This is a genomic window from Pseudomonas sp. 29, from assembly GCF_002754355.1.
Taxonomy (GTDB): Bacteria; Pseudomonadota; Gammaproteobacteria; order Pseudomonadales; family Pseudomonadaceae; genus Aquipseudomonas; species Aquipseudomonas neuropathica.
Genome location: NZ_PEEY01000001.1, coordinates 3446605 through 3463021, shown reverse-complemented (window position 1 = coordinate 3463021; position 16417 = coordinate 3446605). Strand labels below are relative to the sequence as shown.

Sequence of the window (16417 nt, the reverse complement as noted above, 5' to 3'; positions counted from 1 at the left end):
CCCTTTCCCGAGTCTGTATACTGCGCCCTCGTCTTGAACACTGAGGTCGCTGCATGCCATCCGTTATTTCCACCGACGTTCTGATTGTCGGCGCTGGTGTCGCCGGCCTCTGGCTGAACGCGCGCCTGCGCCGCCAGGGTTTTTCGACCGTGCTGGTGGAAAGCGCCAGCCTCGGCGGCGGGCAGAGTGTGAAGTCCCAAGGCATTATCCACGGCGGCGCCAAGTACGCGTTGCACGGCGCGCTGACTGGCGCCTCGGAAGCCATCGCCGACATGCCGCGTCGTTGGCGTGAGGCGCTGGCCGGCAGTGGCGAACTGGATCTGTCCGGCGTACGCCTGCTGTCCGAGGCCCATTACCTGTGGTCGCCAGGCACCCTCGCCGGCAACCTCACCAGTTTCTTCGCCAGTAAAGCCGTGCGCGGCCGGGTCGATCAGGTCAAGGGCGAGCAACTGCCGCCGGCCCTGCAAGACAAACGCTTCAAGGGCAAGGTCTATCGCCTTGCCGAACTGGTGGTCGACGTACCGAGCCTGATCCAGCGCCTGGCCGATCTGGCCGGAGATGGCCTGCTCGCCGGGCAAACCATCGAGCCACTGCTGGAGGCCGGCGTGCTGGTCGGCCTGAAAGTCGATGGTCGCGAAATCCGCGCGCAACGCATTGTCCTCAGCGCCGGTGCCGGTACTGCCCAACTGCTCGAAGACCTCGGTTTGAGCCAGCCGGCCATGCAACGCCGCCCGCTGCACATGATCATCGCCAAAGGCCCAGGTCTGAAGCCGCTGTACGCCCACTGCCTGGGCGGCGGCACCAAACCGCGCATCACTGTGACCACGCATCCGGCCGCTGACGGCCAGTGGGTCTGGTACATGGGTGGCGACATCGCCGAAAGCGAAGGTGTGAACCGCGAGCCGGCCGAGCAGATTGCCACCGCGCAGAAAGAGATCGCCCAGTTGTTACCGTGGATCGACCTCAGCACTACGCAATGGGCGACCCTGCGGGTTGACCGTGCCGAGCCACTGCAAACCGGGCTGACGCGCCCGGACAACGCCTTCCTTGCCGAGCAAGGCCGCTTGCTGGTCGGCTGGCCGACCAAACTGGCGCTGGCGCCGGACTTCGCTGACCGGGTCATCGCCGCCCTGGAGCGCGACGGCATCCAGCCACAAGCCACCGAACCATTGCCCGCACTGCCAAAACCACCGCTGGGCGTTCCTGCCTGGGAGCAATTGCTGCCATGACCATTGCCACCCTGCACGATCTGCATCGTCCCTTGGGCAGCACCGGCCTGACGGTTTCGCCGCTGGGCCTGGGCACAGTCAAACTCGGCCGCGACCAAGGGGTGAAATACCCCAACGGATTTCAGATCCCCGGCGATGATGAAGCGCGGATGCTGCTGCGTCAGGCGCGCGATCTGGGCATCAACCTGATCGACACCGCCCCGGCCTACGGTCGCAGCGAAGAACGCCTTGGCCCGTTGCTACGCGGTCAACGTCAAGACTGGGTGATCGTCAGCAAGGTCGGCGAAGAGTTTGCCGATGGCCTCTCGCAACACGATTTCAGCGCAGCACACACACGGATGTCGGTGGAGCGCAGCCTGCAACGTCTTGAAACCGATTTTATCGACCTGGTGCTGGTGCATTCCGACGGCAACGACATGGCGATCCTCGAGCACGAAGAGGTTTACGCGACACTCGCGGAGCTCAAGGCCGAAGGCAAGATTCGCGGCTTCGGCTTCTCCGGAAAAACCGTCGAAGGTGGCTTGAAAGCACTGGAGCAAGGCGACTGCGCGATGGTCACCTACAATCTGAACGAACAAAACGAGAAAGCTGTCATTGACTATGCTGCTGCCCACGGCAAAGCCATTCTGGTGAAAAAAGCCTTGGCCAGCGGTCACGTCTGTTTGAGTCCGGGCGTGGATCCGGTGCGCGCCAGCTTCGAATTGCTGTTCGCGCAACCTGGCGTGGCCAGTGCTATTGTCGGGACGATCAATCCGCTGCACCTCGCCCACAACGTTGCGACCGTTGCCCAGGTCCTACGTGGTCACTGACGCCGCTTCGCGGCCTTAAGCAGGAGCCGATATGCCGCGCACGCTCATCAGAAAGAACCCGAGCAACTTCAAGACCCTGCCGTTGTACGTCGAAGCCACCCCCGAAGGTCTGACCTACCAGAGCGTCGGCATGCCGCTGAACTTTGCGCAGACCTTGCAGCGGCGTAAACCGGTGAGCGTGGCTGACACCGAGCGCTTCTCGCTGGAACTGGCCAACCTCGGGGTTTCCGTGCGCCTGACCCTGCATTGGCAGAATCGCGACTACTGGGTGCTGGTGCGCCAGCGCCGTCAGGATCGTGGCGATGTTGTGCTCAAATTGATTTCCGGTTACGTGCCGGCGCATGAACTGAATATTCCGCTACACACGGCCATTCAGGAAATTGCCGAAGAGTGTTTGCTGGAAACACCGGAAGGCTGGCTCGGCGGACGTTTCAACGACACCTGGCTGCCGGCGCCCTACTCCGCTGCACTGCATTATCGCGAAGCGCTGCCGTTTCGCCTGACCCCGCTGTCCGGCTCAGCGCGACCGATACGTAGCGCCAATCTGCAATTGCTCGAACGCCCACGGGCCTACGTGCATCTGCCGACCGCATCGCTGCAATTGATCTACGACTTGCGTCTGGATGTGCCCAAGGAAGCCAAGTCCCTGAGCCTGTTCCACGTCGACGAACGCCTGGAGGGTGATCAACTGGTGGCCCGACTCGACCGCAAACGGCCCGACCTGTACTTGATGCCCCTCAAGGACGGCGCGCCATTGGCAGAGTTGTACACGCTCAAGCGCGACAAACTGGTACCGGCGAGCACCCGGGGTCTTTATCTGGCCGAGAGTTTTGCCACACAAACCGGCTGGGTTGTGCGCGAAGAGCGGATTCGCTGGAAGGACTGGTTGGTGCAGCAGGGCCTGCAACCGGCGAAAGCCCCGCGTCAGGGACTCAAGCAACTGAGTATCAAGGCGCTGCGACTGGTCGGTCTGGGCAAGAAAACCGGTAAATAACGGTTTAGCGGCGACGGTCCCACCAGGTGCGCAACCCGGCGAAGAAATGAAAGTAGCGGTTTTCGCGCTTGCCCATGCCACGCTTGGGCGAGAACGATTCTTCGGCAAATGCACCGGTAATGCGCACCCGCGATGCCTGCGTCGGCAGCGTGCAGATTTTGGCATCGACCTGCTGCAGGGCATATTTAAGCAAGCGTTCGGAATGCAGCTTTCGGCCTGTTGCCTTGCAGAAATCGAAAATACATTCGATGCGCTTGCCGTACGCGACATACGTGTCGCGCCCGCACACGGCAAAACGGTCGTTCAAACCGCCCCACCATTGCCAGTCAGGAATATAAGCGTTGTGCTGGCGCACCTCGGGGTGAGCGAAGACATAGGCAGGCAATGCGCTGTGAAAGAAATTGTCCGGGCGCACGAACACAACGAAATCCGGATTGAACGGCTCGATCATGCTGGTCACGGTATGCAATGAGTTGAGCTGAAAGATCAAATTGCGCAATGACGCAAAGTCATCTGCCCAGGTATCGCCCTGTGCTTTGACCTGTTCGAAATCCCAGCGCTCCAACACGCCCTCGGTCGAGGTGAGTGTGCCGGTCATCGATTCGAATGGCTGGTAGTTGTCCGCCTTCAGTTCGCCTTTCTCACCGGATCGCGAGTTCTGCACCTCATCAATCTTGTACAGATGGTAGAAGCACTTTACGTCGCTGCCTGCAGGCAACTGCGCCAGCACGTTTTGCTCGATGGAGGGGAAACAGATCGGCGAATTTCTCGGGATTCCGAAAAAAGCCACGGCAATTTTCAACACTCAACAGCACCTTTTGAAAGTAGTTCGGGCCTGCTGGCAACCGGACAGACGATGTCGCTTACTTCTGTCGAAACAGTTTTTGCCACCAGCGACGGGGTTGCAGCGGCACCACGATGATGTCCGACTTCTGCAGCCAGTCACGCTCATAGTCCCAGGCATGGCCGCCCCACAGTTTTCCTGCTTCGTTGGAAAAGCCCAGGGTCATGAGCTGATAGGTATAACCGGCATGAGCGCGCAACCAGTCAAACAGCACCAGCGTGTTGAAACCGGTAGAAGGCCCAACGTAGCGCTTGCCGCCCGGGCGGTCGACCGGGTAGTTCCACAGTGGCGGCAGTGGAATGCGATCCCAGTACATGGCCACGCGTGGCAGTGGACACATCGGTGCGGCGCAGCCCACCAGCATGCTGAAACAACGTTCGCTCGCCTGTTCGAACATCTGCTGTACCGGCGGCGCGTAAGGCAGACCAAAAAAATACGCGTCCGGCGCGTTGTAGCCATGCACAAAGACATTGACGCTCTGCTTGTTGAGCAGCGCCGCTTTGATGCAGGTATTGAAGCTGACGACGACGTCATCGACGCCAATGTTCAACGCCTGAAAGTCCGCCGCGGTGATGGCCGGGTTGTTGGCAATCAGCACCACCCGAGGCGCACGGCTCAGACAGTCGAGAAGTTCTGTCGGTAACGCCCCCGGTACGGACTGATCACCACCGGGCAGCGCATCCAGCGCCATGTGTTCGTCCTTCATTCAGACCGGCACCTTCATCCCGTAACGCAGCTTCACCCAGAATCGCGTGAACGCCGAGGGCGGCTGCCATGGACGCATCTCACGCTGGATTTCCGTAGCCAGTGCCTGACCGACACGGGCAAAGGAATAACGGCTCTGCGCGAATTCCTGGCCATTGCGGGCGATGCGCTCTGCCAGTTCCGGGTCGCTCTGCAGCAGCTGGATCTTTTCCACCGCTTCATCTGCGCTGCGGTAGAACACGGTGTTGTGCATGTCTTCAAAGCCGAGCAGACGGTCTTCTTCGCCCTGGCTCCAGGCCAGCAGCACACAACCGCAGGCCATGGCCTCATAGTTCTTGATCATGAACTCGTTCATGCCGATGTCGGCGCTGACGAAAATCCTGATGCGATTGAGCGTCTGCAGGTATTCCGCACCCGACTTGGTACGGGTCACCAGCATCCCGGTACGCTGCGAGAGCGACTCGAGCATGGCTTTGCGCTCGGCATATTCGGTGCTTTTCAAGCTGCCAAGAAAACCGATGGGAATGTCCCGCTCGACGCCGGTGTTGTGCAGCATCTGCTCGTCATAACCTTTGGAGACGAACACCGTGTCGATGCCCTCAGCCAGCATCTTGCGCGCGACCACGGCACCGGACACCAACGCCCGACAACTTGGCAGGCGACGGTAGAGCCGTGAATACACGCCGCGGTATTTACTCGCTGGCATGTAGTTCTGGTAGGCGTCGTGTTCGAGGAAGACCAGCCCGGGGATACATTTGAGCACCTGCAGTTGCGTGGCCAGACGTTTGACCCGGGAGAAAATCACCACGCGATCGAAGGTCTGGTAATCGACCGAGGCCAGAAACGACCCCAGATTCAACTGCTGTTTTTTGCTCAAACGATAGATGAAACACTCATCACAGTTCTGCTGCACGATGTCGTAGAGCCGGTCGAGAATGACCCGCTGCTCGTCCATCACCAGGAGCATGACTTTCATAGGTTAATTGACCACGCGACGTAGGCAGGCAAGCGCATCGGATTCAAAGCTGCCTACATCAACGGAAACGGTAAAATCCCCAAGGCAAAATCCGTTCACACGCAGTACACAACGGTAAAAATTCATCTGATCAACGACTGCGGATCTTCTCGACAATCGCAGTTGTCGAGCTGTTTTCCACCAGTCCCAGCACCTTTACGGTACCGCCATAAGCAGTGACGATATCAGCGCCGACTACCTGATCGATGCCGTAATCGCCGCCCTTGACCAGCACGTCCGGTTTGACCTCGCGCAGCAGGTTCTCCGGGGTGCCTTCAGGGAAACTGATCACCCAGTCCACAGCGCCGAGGCCGGCGAGAACCGCCATGCGCCGGTCAACACTGTTGATCGGGCGGCCCGGGCCTTTGAGACGGCTGACCGAAGCATCATCGTTGACCGCGACAATCAGCCGGTCGCCCTGTGCCCGCGCCTGCTCCAGGTAGGTCACATGGCCGGCATGGAGGATGTCGAAGCAGCCGTTGGTGAAGACGATCTTCTCGTTGTGCGCACGGGCATCGGCCACGGCGAGCAGCAACTGCTCCAGCCCCAACACTCCGCGCTCGGAACCTTCTTCACGCTGAATGGCGCGACGCAGTTCCGGGGCGCTGATGGCGGCCGTACCGAGTTTGCCAACCACGATGCCGGCGGCCAGGTTGGCCAGCGCAACGGCGTGGGGCAGGTCTTCACCGGCGGCAATCGCTGCCGCCAGGGTGGAGATCACCGTGTCACCGGCACCGGTGACATCAAACACTTCACGGGCACGGGCCGGCAGGTGCAGCGCCGGCTGATCCGGACGCAACAGGGTCATGCCATGTTCGCCGCGCGTTACCAGCAGCGCACCGAGTTCGAGGTCGTGCATCAGGGCGGCGCCCTTGCTCACCAGCTCATGCTCATCGACGCAACCGCCGACGATGGCTTCGAATTCGCTGAGATTGGGAGTGATCAGGCTGGCGCCGCGATAGATCGAGAAGTCCTTGCCCTTTGGATCGGCCAGCACCGGAATGTTCTTCGCGCGGGCGGCCTGGATCAGCGCCTGATGGTTTTTCAGGGCGCCTTTGCCGTAATCGGAGAGCACCAGCACCTTGATGCCTTCGAGCAGGTCGTCGACCTGCGAACCAAGGGCCAGAGCGTCGGTGGCGAACGGTTCTTCAAAGTCGATACGCAGCAGTTGCTGGTGCCGGCTCATGACCCGCAGCTTGACGATGGTTGGCTGGTGCGCGATGCGCTGGAACAGAGCGCGTACGCCCGCGCCTTTGAGACTGTTGCTCAGGCTGTCGGCGGCTTCGTCATCGCCGGTCACACCGACCAGCGACGCCGGCGCACCCAGCGCGGCAATGTTCAAGGCAACGTTCGCGGCACCGCCCGGACGGTCTTCGATCTGCTCGACCTTAACGACCGGCACCGGCGCCTCAGGGGAAATCCGTGAGGTTCCGCCATGCCAGTAACGGTCGAGCATGACATCGCCGACTACCAAGACCGGGGCTTGATCGAAACGCGGCATGGACAACTTCATGGAGCAACCCACATACAAAATGAACAGGGGCGCGATATTAACACAGGGTAAAGCGCCGTCCGCCTCAATCTGAAAGGTCGCGCACCCAGAACAACTCGTGACGCCGGACCGCCTTGCGGAAAAACTCGTTACTGCCCGTTTCAGGCCAGCGACGGCCGGCCAGAGCCTGCTGGATCCAGCGGCGCAATTGCCGTTTGAACGCCTGTCGGCCCTGCAGATCGTGTTCCATGGCCAGCGCCATGGCTTTGTCCAGTTGCACGTCAGCCGACAGCAGCGGACTCCACAGGCGATCAGCCGGTAGCGGCTCGATGGCGGGAGGCAGCGGAACACCCGCACCGGCAGGCCCCATCGGCCAGCGATCATTGTCGTGCAGGTGATTGGCGTACAGCAGCAGGGTCGCCGGTTTCCAGCTACTGCGTTCGATAGCCTCAAGCAGCGCTTGGGTCGACGCTACATGATCACTGTGGGGATCGAGTTCAGGATGCGGCGTAACGACCACTTCCGGGCGATAGTGCTCAAGCAGGGCCGTCAGATCACCCAGCAGGTTTTGCCAGGTCGACTGCCCGTCAACGTCGGCGGGTAGGGTCAACGGGTTATGCCGGCGCACACTGCGAATATCGTTTTCCTGCGATTCCCGGGAGCCGAACGCCTGGGTCGGCGCTTCGGCCATCGACGGCAGTTGCAAGCAGTAATAGCCCAATTGCACACAACGCTCGGCAGGCACGCCCCCCCACAGCGGAATCACCAGGCTGTCCCAACTGCGCAAGCGGCCCTTCAATCGTGCTGCTGCGGCTTGATCAAGGCCCAGGCGCTGAAAGCCTTCAGCCTCGATCTCACCCTGGGTCAGGGTGACGATGCTGACGTCTTCGCATCGACTGTACAGACCGAAGGCGGCGAGCTCTGCATCATCGGCATGGGGCGCGATGACCATGACCCGCTGGCGGCTGTAGTCCGGATTGGCCATTACCCACAACACGCCCGTCGCAGCAGGTACGCAATATCGGCCACGCAGCGTCAGAGCCCCTTGCGCCAGCGCATCGACCTGCCCCGACAGATTGAGGAAACGCCGCCCTCTGACGCCCCGCTCCAGATCCTGACGATCATCGCCCACCTCAACATAGGGATCGAGCCAGCGCCCCAGCCAGGTGGACTTCACTTCGAGTTCGAGTACCAATGTCTCGCCCTGCGCCAGCGGTTCGCTCAGGCCTACCACGCCGCCCTCAAGACTCACGGCCTGCCGCGCGGTTTGCGGCGGAAAGTCGTATTGATAGTCGTCGGTAGGCCGGTAGAACAAATGGTCGGCAAACCAGGCCTCGTGAGCGACCCAGGCCAGCACCAGCAACAACGGCACCAGCCACCACGCGATCAGCACGCCGATCAGCAACAGCGCCAGCACAAAGGCGATCAGGAACAGACGCTTGTTGCGCCGATGGGCCTTGAGAAGCTGTTGCTTGCGAGCGCTCATGAATTCAGACCTTGTAGACCGGCACCGTGTGGCACCAGCGATCCTTGTACTCTCGGTCGGCACGACCGAATGAGTAACGCAGAGGTTTGCCCAGCGCTTGCGCGTGCGCCCAGGCCTCTTGGGTATTGACGAAACTCAGCACACTGCCGGGGCTGAACTCGCGGCTCTGCGGGTCGACACCACCGTTGATGTATTCCAGCGAAACCCATTGCGGGGGCTCGACGCGATAGAGCACCTGAATGGCGACGGGCGCCGATTCGAGCATCACCACCGAACCGGTCATGAACTCGCGCAGCAAGGTAAAGACCTCAACCAGCCCGGCCTTGCCCGGCACCTCGAAGCCCCAGCGACGCTGGAATAAATCGCCGTAAGCGGCAGCCTGTTCCTGCGGCGTAAAGTCGGACATCGGCACCAGCGATCCGCCCGCCTCTTCCAGCAGGCGCTGTTCGCGACGCTGGTTGTAGCGGAACTTCTTCGAATATTCTTCCGGCAACCGGGCCAGCGCCAGGCCCTCAGGCTGTGGCTTCAGCGTGCTGATCTGCCCGGCATTGAGCTGGGACACATAAGCCACGCGCTGGCGCACCGGCACGATGACGTCTGGCGCGATCGGCAGAATGATTTCTGCATTGCCTATGTCCAGCAAGCCACGCTTGCCCTCGCGCTTGAGCACCTCCTTGGACAACGCAACATGCCGCCCCCAGCAAGGGATGGCGGCCAGCACATCACCGCCAACGACCCAGCCCAGGTAGCGCAACTCGATGCCAAGGAACGTCGACAAGCGCTCGACGACTTCGGGGTGTGTAGCAAAACTGCCGCCGAAACGTTGCCAGGCGCGGGCGTAGCTGTCCCGGTCGATTTCGGTCCAGCCACGCTCGCGAAAACTGCGAAACATCGTCAGCATACGTCGGTCGCGTGTGCCGGCTGAGGCTCGTCACCCTCTTCAAACTCTTTGGCGTGCAGACGGGCGTAATAGCCGTTCTGTTCGAGCAATTGTGCGTGAGAGCCGCGCTCGACGATGCGACCTTCGTCCATGACCAGAATCAGGTCGGCTTTCTCGATGGTGCTCAAACGGTGGGCGATCACCAGGGTCGTGCGGTTTTTCACCACATGATCCAGGGCAGCCTGGATATGCCGCTCCGACTCGGTATCGAGCGCGGAAGTGGCCTCGTCGAGAATCAGCAGCGGTGCATCCTTGAGCAACGCCCGGGCAATGGCGATGCGCTGACGCTGGCCGCCGGACAGCAGCACACCGTTTTCGCCGACCATGGTTTCGTAGCCTTGCGGCATCTTGATGATGAACTCATCGGCATAGGCTTCGGTAGCCGCGCGCTTGACCTCATCGAACGGCGCACCGGCCAGATCACCGTAGGCGATGTTGTTGGTCACCGTATCGTTGAATAGCGTGACCTGTTGGGTCACCAGAGCAATCTGCCGACGCAGGCTGCGCAAGGTGAAGTCCTGCACCTGCACGCCATCGAGCAGGATCTGGCCCTGCGCATGATCATGCTGATAGAAGCGCGGAATCAGGCTGGCCAGGGTCGATTTGCCACTGCCCGAGCGGCCGACCAAGGCAACCATTTGCCCCGGTTCGACGACGAAACTGATGTCATTGAGCACCGCTTTGTCGGTGTCAGGATAGTGGAAGCTCAAATTGCGCACTTCCAGACGGCCTTCGAGACGATCTTGCTCGACCGTGCCCTGATCCACTTCCGCCGGCTCATCCAGTTGCTCGAAAATACTTTCGGCACCGGCGACACCTTTCTGAATCGTCGAGCTGACCTCCGACAACTGACGGATCGGCTTGGGCAACAAGCCAGCCATGGTGATGTAGGCCACCAGATCACCCGGCGATGCATCGCCGCGAAGGTACAGGACGAGGAACATGACCACCGCCATGGCGCTGTAAGTCACCAGCTGCAGCATCGGCGTGTAAACGGCGCCGGTCTTGGTCATCGTCAACTGCTTGTCGGTGTTGCTCTGGCTGGCATCGCGAAAGCGATCCTTTTCGTACTGCTCGCCGCCAAAACTGCGCACGACGCGATAGCCGTGAATGGTCTCGGACGCGACGTGCGTGACGTTGCCCATCGAGACCTGGATCTTCTTGCTTTGCTTGCGGAATTTTTTGCTGGTGCTGTTCACCATCAAACCGATCAACGGCAGGATGGCGACCATCACCAGCGTGAGCTTCCAGTTCATCCACAACAGTGTGCAGAACAGGAAAATCACGGTCATGCCTTCACGGATGACGACTTTGATTGCATCCGTTGCCGCGCCGGTGACCATGGTCACGTTGAAGGTGATCCGGGAAATCAGGTGGCCGGAATTGTTCTTGTCGAAGAAGCGATTGGGCAACTCCAGCAATTTATTGAACAACACCACCCGCAGGTCATGCACCAGGCCCAGAGAAACCCGCGCCAGGAAGAAGTTGCCCAGGTAAGAACCCACGCCCTGCCACAACGCGATGAAGACGATCATCAGTGGCACGGTTTCGAGCAACTGCAGCTTGCCCAGATAAGGGTTGCCCGGGAACAGACTGGCTTCAGGATTGGCCAGACCGTCGACAAAGTACTTGAGGATGTAAGCGAGCATCGGCTGAGTCGATGCGAAAATCAGAAACCCGACGATGCTGAGAAGGAAAAGGCCGGCATAAGGCCGCACGTAAGCCAAAAGGCGGAAATAGATCGCCAGCGTGGACTGGGCTTTCGGTTCAGGACTGCTCATGGTGATCCGCGCAATTCAGTGAGGCGCCGATGATATCACACGCGTTTTTGCCCCGATAAACATGACTTCAAGCCAGCCTTCGACCAACTCGGTTAAGATACCCCGCTAATGATGGGGAGCCGGATATGCAATCGATTGATCACAGCACTTACGAGGCACTGCGCGCGGGTGCACACGTATTGGAAGCCGACGGTTCCGGCGACAAGGTGCTCAGATTGGCCGATGGACGCATGCTCAAGCTGTTCCGCCGCAAGCGGCTGCTCAGTTCGGCACTGTTCTACCCCTATGCACAACGCTTTGCCGACAATACCCGGGCCCTCGAACAACGCGGCATCCTCTGCCCCAAAGTCATCGCGGTCTACCGCATCCCGAGCATCGAACGTGACTGCGTGTATTACAGCCCGCTGGAAGGCAATACAGTGCGTCAGCTACAAGGCACTGACGAAGAGGCTGACACACTGAGATTCCAGCTGGGCGGGTACTTCGCCCTGCTGCACGAAAAAGGTGTGTACTTTCGATCACTGCACTTTGGCAACGTCGTGCAGACCCCCGACAAGCGTTTGGGCCTGATCGATATTGCCGACCTGCGCTGCCAGAAGCACGCGCTCAGTGACAGTAAACGCCTGCGTAACTTCGCGCATTTGCTGCGCTACAAGGAAGACCGCCAATGGCTGCTCGGCCAGGACGCCGGCGACACGTTTATCGAGGGCTATCGGCAGGCACTGCCGAGCAACCGGCAAGCGCCGCTGATCTCGCGCCTGCGCCCGCTGCTCGGTTAAGCCTTAGCGGCCGATGACCACTACAGTGGCACCTTTGCGATTGGCGAAATGCTCGATGATGCGCAGCTTGTGCGCCACCAGCCACTCATTCAGCCAAGGCTCGTCACCCTTGGCCTCGATGAGGAAATATTGATAGTCGCCAGCGTGCGCTGCCGACATCGCTTCCTCTGCGGTCAATACCGGTATCACATAGCCACGACCGGCGTAATAGCTGATCCGCCCATCCTCGAAATAGGTCTTCGCCCCTGGCTCGACATGGGCCGACAACCAGCGCCCGGCCTGGACGTAATGGGTTTTGCCGGCCCCGGTGGAGATGACGTTCGACAGCATCACCAGCAAACACAGAACCACCAGCCACTTGCCCCAACGCGGGAACTCGCGAACGAACGCCGCCAGCCCCATCGCCAGCACGGGCACAAACAACAGATTGAGAAAACTCAAGTAGCGCGTATTCATGAACTGTTGCTTGATGAAAAACAGCACCAGCACGACCAGATACAGCAACGCCGCCCAGGCGAAGGGTCGATAGTCGCGCCAGTAGACGCCTAGCACCCCCCAGTTACGCCGCAGAATGAAGGGAACGGCGAAAGGCCCCATCAACTTCACAAAACTGATGGTCATGGTCGCCAGGATGCCGAAGAAAATGATCCGCCCGGCTTCATCCTGGGAGTACTTGTTGATGAGCGAATTGGCAAACTGATCGCACAGCATCTGAAAGGACGCAAACACACTGTGCGGGGCAATCATGTCCAGATACAGCATCACTCGCGCCGACATGAGTACACCGGTTGCCGAAATGGCCAGCAGCCCCAAAACCGGCAGCAGCGAAAACTGGGCAAACTGCATCCGCCGGCCAGATGACCACAGGTTGGGCAACTGCCACAGAGCCAACGCCGGCACCAGCAACAAGGCCTCCAGCCGAAACAAGGCTGCTGCGACGATTGCCAGGTGGATGAATGCCGCGCGCAACCAGCCGCCACGGGCTTGCCAGTGCAGCGCGAGCCAAAGCGTCAGCGTGCAGAAGAACCAGAAACCGCACTCACGGATGATGTCGTTTCGAAAGGCATTCACCGCCGGCATGGCCAATACCACCAGGCACGCCCAACGGGTGACCAGCGCAGACCGCTGACGCACGCAGTCCACCATCAACGCGCTGGTGCCGGCAAAAAAGAGTGCACACCAAAGATAGGCACTCAGCTCCAGCGGCAAATGCAGGACGGAATGCGTAGCGGCCAGCAGAAAGGAAAACCAGGGCCAGTCGAAAGTAGCCCAAGCCACATTCGGCCCGTGCTCGGTGACCTGTTGCGCAATATCGATATACAGCGCGGCATCACGTCCCACTGTCGCAGTGCCCAGGACGGCTATCAGCGATAACAGCGCGCTGCCCACAAACGCCAGCCAGACCGGGTATTTGTCGATGATTCTGGAGACTCGAGTTGCCACACTACCGCCCGTACCTTTCACCCAGCCACCTCACCGACATCCGTTACAAGGTACGCGCACATCACCGCGACCCACTTACCGAAACAGCAACCGCAAAGCCTTGCGGGTGTATGACCAGCGTGAAAACGTCCGCCAGTCTGCACGCAAAGCCTGGAAATAGAACGACCTGGCCAGCTTGTACTCGCCATGGGAATAACAGTCGCGAAACAGCGACAAACAGCGCTGTGCCAGAAACGCCTGGCGCAGATCACACATTTCTTCGGGCATTCTTCGACTGGAAAACACTTCGCTGACGACCTGCTCCGTACCGGCAGCAAGACTCTGGCGCAAATCATGGCGCATGCTGTCGGCGTGCTTGTGGATCAGTGCCAGAGGCTTGTCTAGAACGGTGCAGGGGTAGCGCGCCAGCACTTGGGCAAACACTGGCAGGTCCTCGACGTTGCGCAAATGTTCCGGGTAATTGCCCAGAGCGAACACTTCGCGGTGCATCGCACAGGCACCGTTGGAAATCGACACCGTCTTGTTCAGCAGGTAACCCTGCAGGCGCTGGCGGGGCGTCACAGGCAAAGGCCTGGCCGCCTGCAAACTGCGGCGGCCGTCAGCGAACACTGACCAGTGCGCACCGATCACCATAAGGGTCTGCGGATGACTGGCAATGTGCTGCGCAAGCGCAGCCAATGCACCGGGAGCCATTTCATCGTCAGAGTCGAGAAACACCAGATACTGCCCGGTTGTCTCTTCCAGCCCCCGATTGCGTACCGACGACAATCCGCCGTTGCTTTTACGCAGCGCGCGAAAACGACCGCCATGCTTGAGCAGGAGCCTTTCCACTACCTCAGGCGTATCGTCCGTCGACCCGTCGTCGATGACCAGCAGATCCGCCGTCGTTTCATCCAATTGCGCCAACACCGACTCCACTGCACGAGGCAGCGTTCGCGCATAGTTGTAAACCGGAATGACGACGCTGATCAGTGTTTCAGTCAAGTTCGTATCCTTTCACACCCTCTTTTACGACCAGAATATCTTCCATGATCAGGTATTCCAGATCCGAACCGAAAAACATGTTCAACGCGTCGGTCGGCGAGCAAATCATCGGTTCGCCACGACGGTTGAGCGAGGTGTTCAGCGATACGCCGTTACCGGTCAGGTTTTCCAGCGCCTTCATCATGTCGTAGTAGCGCGGGTTGTATTCACGCTTGAGGACCTGGGCACGAGAAGTGCCATCTTCGTGAACGACTTCCGGCACACGGGTCTTCCACTCGTCCGCTACTTCGAAAGTGAAAGTCATGAACGGCGCCGGATGATCGATCTTGATCATCTGTGGCGCAACGGTGTCGAGCATCGACGGGCAGAAAGGCCTCCAGCGCTCGCGGAACTTGATCTGATGGTTGATGCGGTCGGCCACACCGGCCACGCTCGGGCAACCAATGATCGATCGACCGCCCAGTGCACGCGGACCGAACTCCATACGTCCCTGGAACCAGGCCACGGGATTACCATCAACCATGATCTTGGCGATCTGCTCCGGCATGTTGTCGAGCTTGCGCCAGGTCGGCTTGCTCTCGTGACGGGCGCAGGCGGCGATCACGTCTTCATTGCTGTACGACGGGCCAAGGTAGACATGTTCCATCTTCTCGACCGGTACGCCACGAGCGTGAGACACGTAGGCAGCGGCGCCGACCGCAGTGCCGGCATCGCCGGACGCCGGTTGCACGAACAGTTCCTTGATGTCGTCGCGGGCAATGATTTTCTGGTTCAGTTTGACGTTCAGCGCACAGCCACCGGCGAAGGCCAGTTTGCCGGTTTCCTTGAGCACGTCACCCAAATAGTGATCGATCATCTGCAGCGCCAGCTTCTCGAACAGCGCTTGCATGCTCGCGGCGTAGTGAATGTAAGGTTCGTCAGCAATATCGCCTTCGCGCTTCGGCCCCAGCCACTCGATCAGCTTAGGCGAGAAGTAGAAGCCTTTGCCCTTCTCTTTATAGCGGCGCAGGCCGATAACGTTGGCGTAGTCGGTGTTGATCACCAGCTCACCGTTTTCGAACGAGGCCAGACGCGAGAAATCGTACTTGCTGGCATCGCCGTAAGGCGCCATGCCCATGACCTTGAACTCACCGTCGAGCATCTCGAAGCCGAGGAACTCGGTGATCGCGCCATACAGGCCGCCGAGGGAGTCCGGATCGAAGAATTCCTTGATCTTGTGGATCTTGCCGTTTTCACCGTAGCCAAAGAAGGTCGTGGCGTACTCGCCCTTGCCGTCGATACCGAGGATCGCGGTTTTTTCTTTGAAGCCAGAGCAGTGGTAGGCGCTGGAGGCGTGAGCCAAGTGGTGCTCGACTGGTTCGATCTTGATCTTCTTCGGATCAAAACCCAATTGCTCCAGGCACCAGACAATCTTGTTGCGGTAGCGCTTGTAGCGGCGGTTGCCCATCAGGATCGCATCCAGGGCGCGATCCGGTGCATACCAGTAACGCTTGGCGTAGTGCCAGCGCGCCTTGCCGAACAGGCTGATCGGAGCGAACGGGATCGCAACTACGTCAACGTCGGACGGCTTGATGCCGGCCTGCTCAAGACAGAACTTCGCCGATTCGTAGGGCATGCGGTTCTTTGCATGCTTATCGCGTACGAAGCGCTCTTCTTCAGCCGCCGCCACCAGCTTGCCGTCGATGTACAAGGCTGCTGAAGGGTCATGGCTAAGGGCGCCGGACAGGCCAAGAATCGTCAATGCCACAGGGGTCTAGCCTCTTTAGTCTGCGTGCAGGCGCGATGCGCCTTGAAAATTGATGTGCCCCCGCACAGGGCGAGTGACAGCTAAAGGGCGGGATTATAGCGTAAACGAGTAGGGAATTACCCTGTGCGATTGCCCTCTGGGTGAATGGTTTGGAGAAACCTTACCCTGC

At 59.8% G+C, this 16417-nt stretch carries 14 protein-coding genes; 4 read left to right on the top strand and 10 right to left on the bottom strand.

The genetic code is table 11. From position 1 onward, the window contains the following. Nucleotides 1-53: 53 nt before the first annotated feature. The 3 genes from CLU80_RS16050 to CLU80_RS16040 are packed head-to-tail and all read left to right on the top strand — an operon-like array spanning nt 54 to nt 3032. Nucleotides 54-1229, top strand: coding sequence for an NAD(P)/FAD-dependent oxidoreductase (locus CLU80_RS16050; protein WP_093430145.1), 1176 nt, complete (start codon nt 54-56; stop codon nt 1227-1229). After that, entirely contained in the window at nt 1226-2038 is an 813-nt protein-coding gene (locus CLU80_RS16045) for an aldo/keto reductase (RefSeq protein ID WP_099757820.1), read from the top strand. The genes CLU80_RS16050 and CLU80_RS16045 overlap by 4 nt, the downstream gene beginning before the upstream one ends. 31 nt (nt 2039-2069) lie before the next feature. After that, on the top strand, nt 2070-3032 hold the full coding sequence (locus tag CLU80_RS16040; protein WP_093430143.1) for a metal ABC transporter ATPase: 963 nt from the start codon (nt 2070-2072) through the stop codon (nt 3030-3032). Nucleotides 3033-3036: 4 nt separating this feature from the next. Here the strand turns inward: CLU80_RS16040 and CLU80_RS16035 are convergent, their stop codons facing one another. The 7 genes from CLU80_RS16035 to msbA all read right to left on the bottom strand — a co-directional run bounded on the left by CLU80_RS16035 (nt 3037) and on the right by msbA (nt 11295). Beyond that, complete coding sequence (locus CLU80_RS16035) at nt 3037-3837, bottom strand: hypothetical protein (RefSeq protein WP_099757819.1); 801 nt, start codon at nt 3835-3837, stop codon at nt 3037-3039. Between the two features lie 58 nt (nt 3838-3895). Next, on the bottom strand, nt 3896-4582 hold the full coding sequence (locus tag CLU80_RS16030) for a hypothetical protein (RefSeq protein WP_099757818.1): 687 nt from the start codon (nt 4580-4582) through the stop codon (nt 3896-3898). Beyond that, nucleotides 4583-5557 (bottom strand): glycosyltransferase family protein, encoded by a 975-nt coding sequence (locus tag CLU80_RS16025; RefSeq protein WP_093430140.1) that lies wholly within the window; start codon nt 5555-5557, stop codon nt 4583-4585. A 130-nt stretch (nt 5558-5687) separates the two neighbouring features. Next, nucleotides 5688-7109 (bottom strand): bifunctional D-glycero-beta-D-manno-heptose-7-phosphate kinase/D-glycero-beta-D-manno-heptose 1-phosphate adenylyltransferase HldE, encoded by a 1422-nt coding sequence (gene hldE / locus CLU80_RS16020; protein ID WP_093430139.1) that lies wholly within the window; start codon nt 7107-7109, stop codon nt 5688-5690. Nucleotides 7110-7173: 64 nt separating this feature from the next. Next, nucleotides 7174-8574 carry a PIG-L deacetylase family protein gene (locus tag CLU80_RS16015; protein ID WP_099757817.1) on the bottom strand — a complete coding sequence of 467 codons (1401 nt, stop codon included), beginning with the start codon at nt 8572-8574 and terminating at the stop codon, nt 7174-7176. 4 nt (nt 8575-8578) lie between these two features. Next, nucleotides 8579-9475, bottom strand: coding sequence for a GNAT family N-acetyltransferase (locus tag CLU80_RS16010; protein ID WP_099757816.1), 897 nt, complete (start codon nt 9473-9475; stop codon nt 8579-8581). After that, nucleotides 9469-11295: a lipid A export permease/ATP-binding protein MsbA gene (gene msbA, locus CLU80_RS16005; RefSeq protein WP_093430136.1), complete on the bottom strand. Its 1827-nt coding sequence runs from the start codon at nt 11293-11295 to the stop codon at nt 9469-9471. Before msbA ends, CLU80_RS16010 begins: the two co-directional genes overlap by 7 nt. A gap of 125 nt (nt 11296-11420) precedes the next feature. On the opposite strand from msbA, the gene CLU80_RS16000 reads away from it, so the two are divergent. Beyond that, nucleotides 11421-12074 carry a toluene tolerance protein gene (locus CLU80_RS16000; protein WP_093430135.1) on the top strand — a complete coding sequence of 218 codons (654 nt, stop codon included), beginning with the start codon at nt 11421-11423 and terminating at the stop codon, nt 12072-12074. Between the two features lie 3 nt (nt 12075-12077). Here CLU80_RS16000 and CLU80_RS15995 read toward each other — a convergent pair whose 3' ends face one another. The 3 genes from CLU80_RS15995 to CLU80_RS15985 form a co-directional block, all read right to left on the bottom strand. Continuing rightward, entirely contained in the window at nt 12078-13517 is a 1440-nt protein-coding gene (locus CLU80_RS15995; RefSeq protein ID WP_286079743.1) for a hypothetical protein, read from the bottom strand. Nucleotides 13518-13592: 75 nt separating this feature from the next. After that, entirely contained in the window at nt 13593-14501 is a 909-nt protein-coding gene (locus CLU80_RS15990; protein ID WP_095047259.1) for a glycosyltransferase family 2 protein, read from the bottom strand. Further along, a complete protein-coding gene (locus CLU80_RS15985) occupies nt 14494-16248 on the bottom strand; it encodes a carbamoyltransferase family protein (RefSeq protein WP_099757814.1) in 1755 nt (584 codons plus the stop codon). The genes CLU80_RS15990 and CLU80_RS15985 overlap by 8 nt, the downstream gene beginning before the upstream one ends. Nucleotides 16249-16417: the final 169 nt, after the last annotated feature.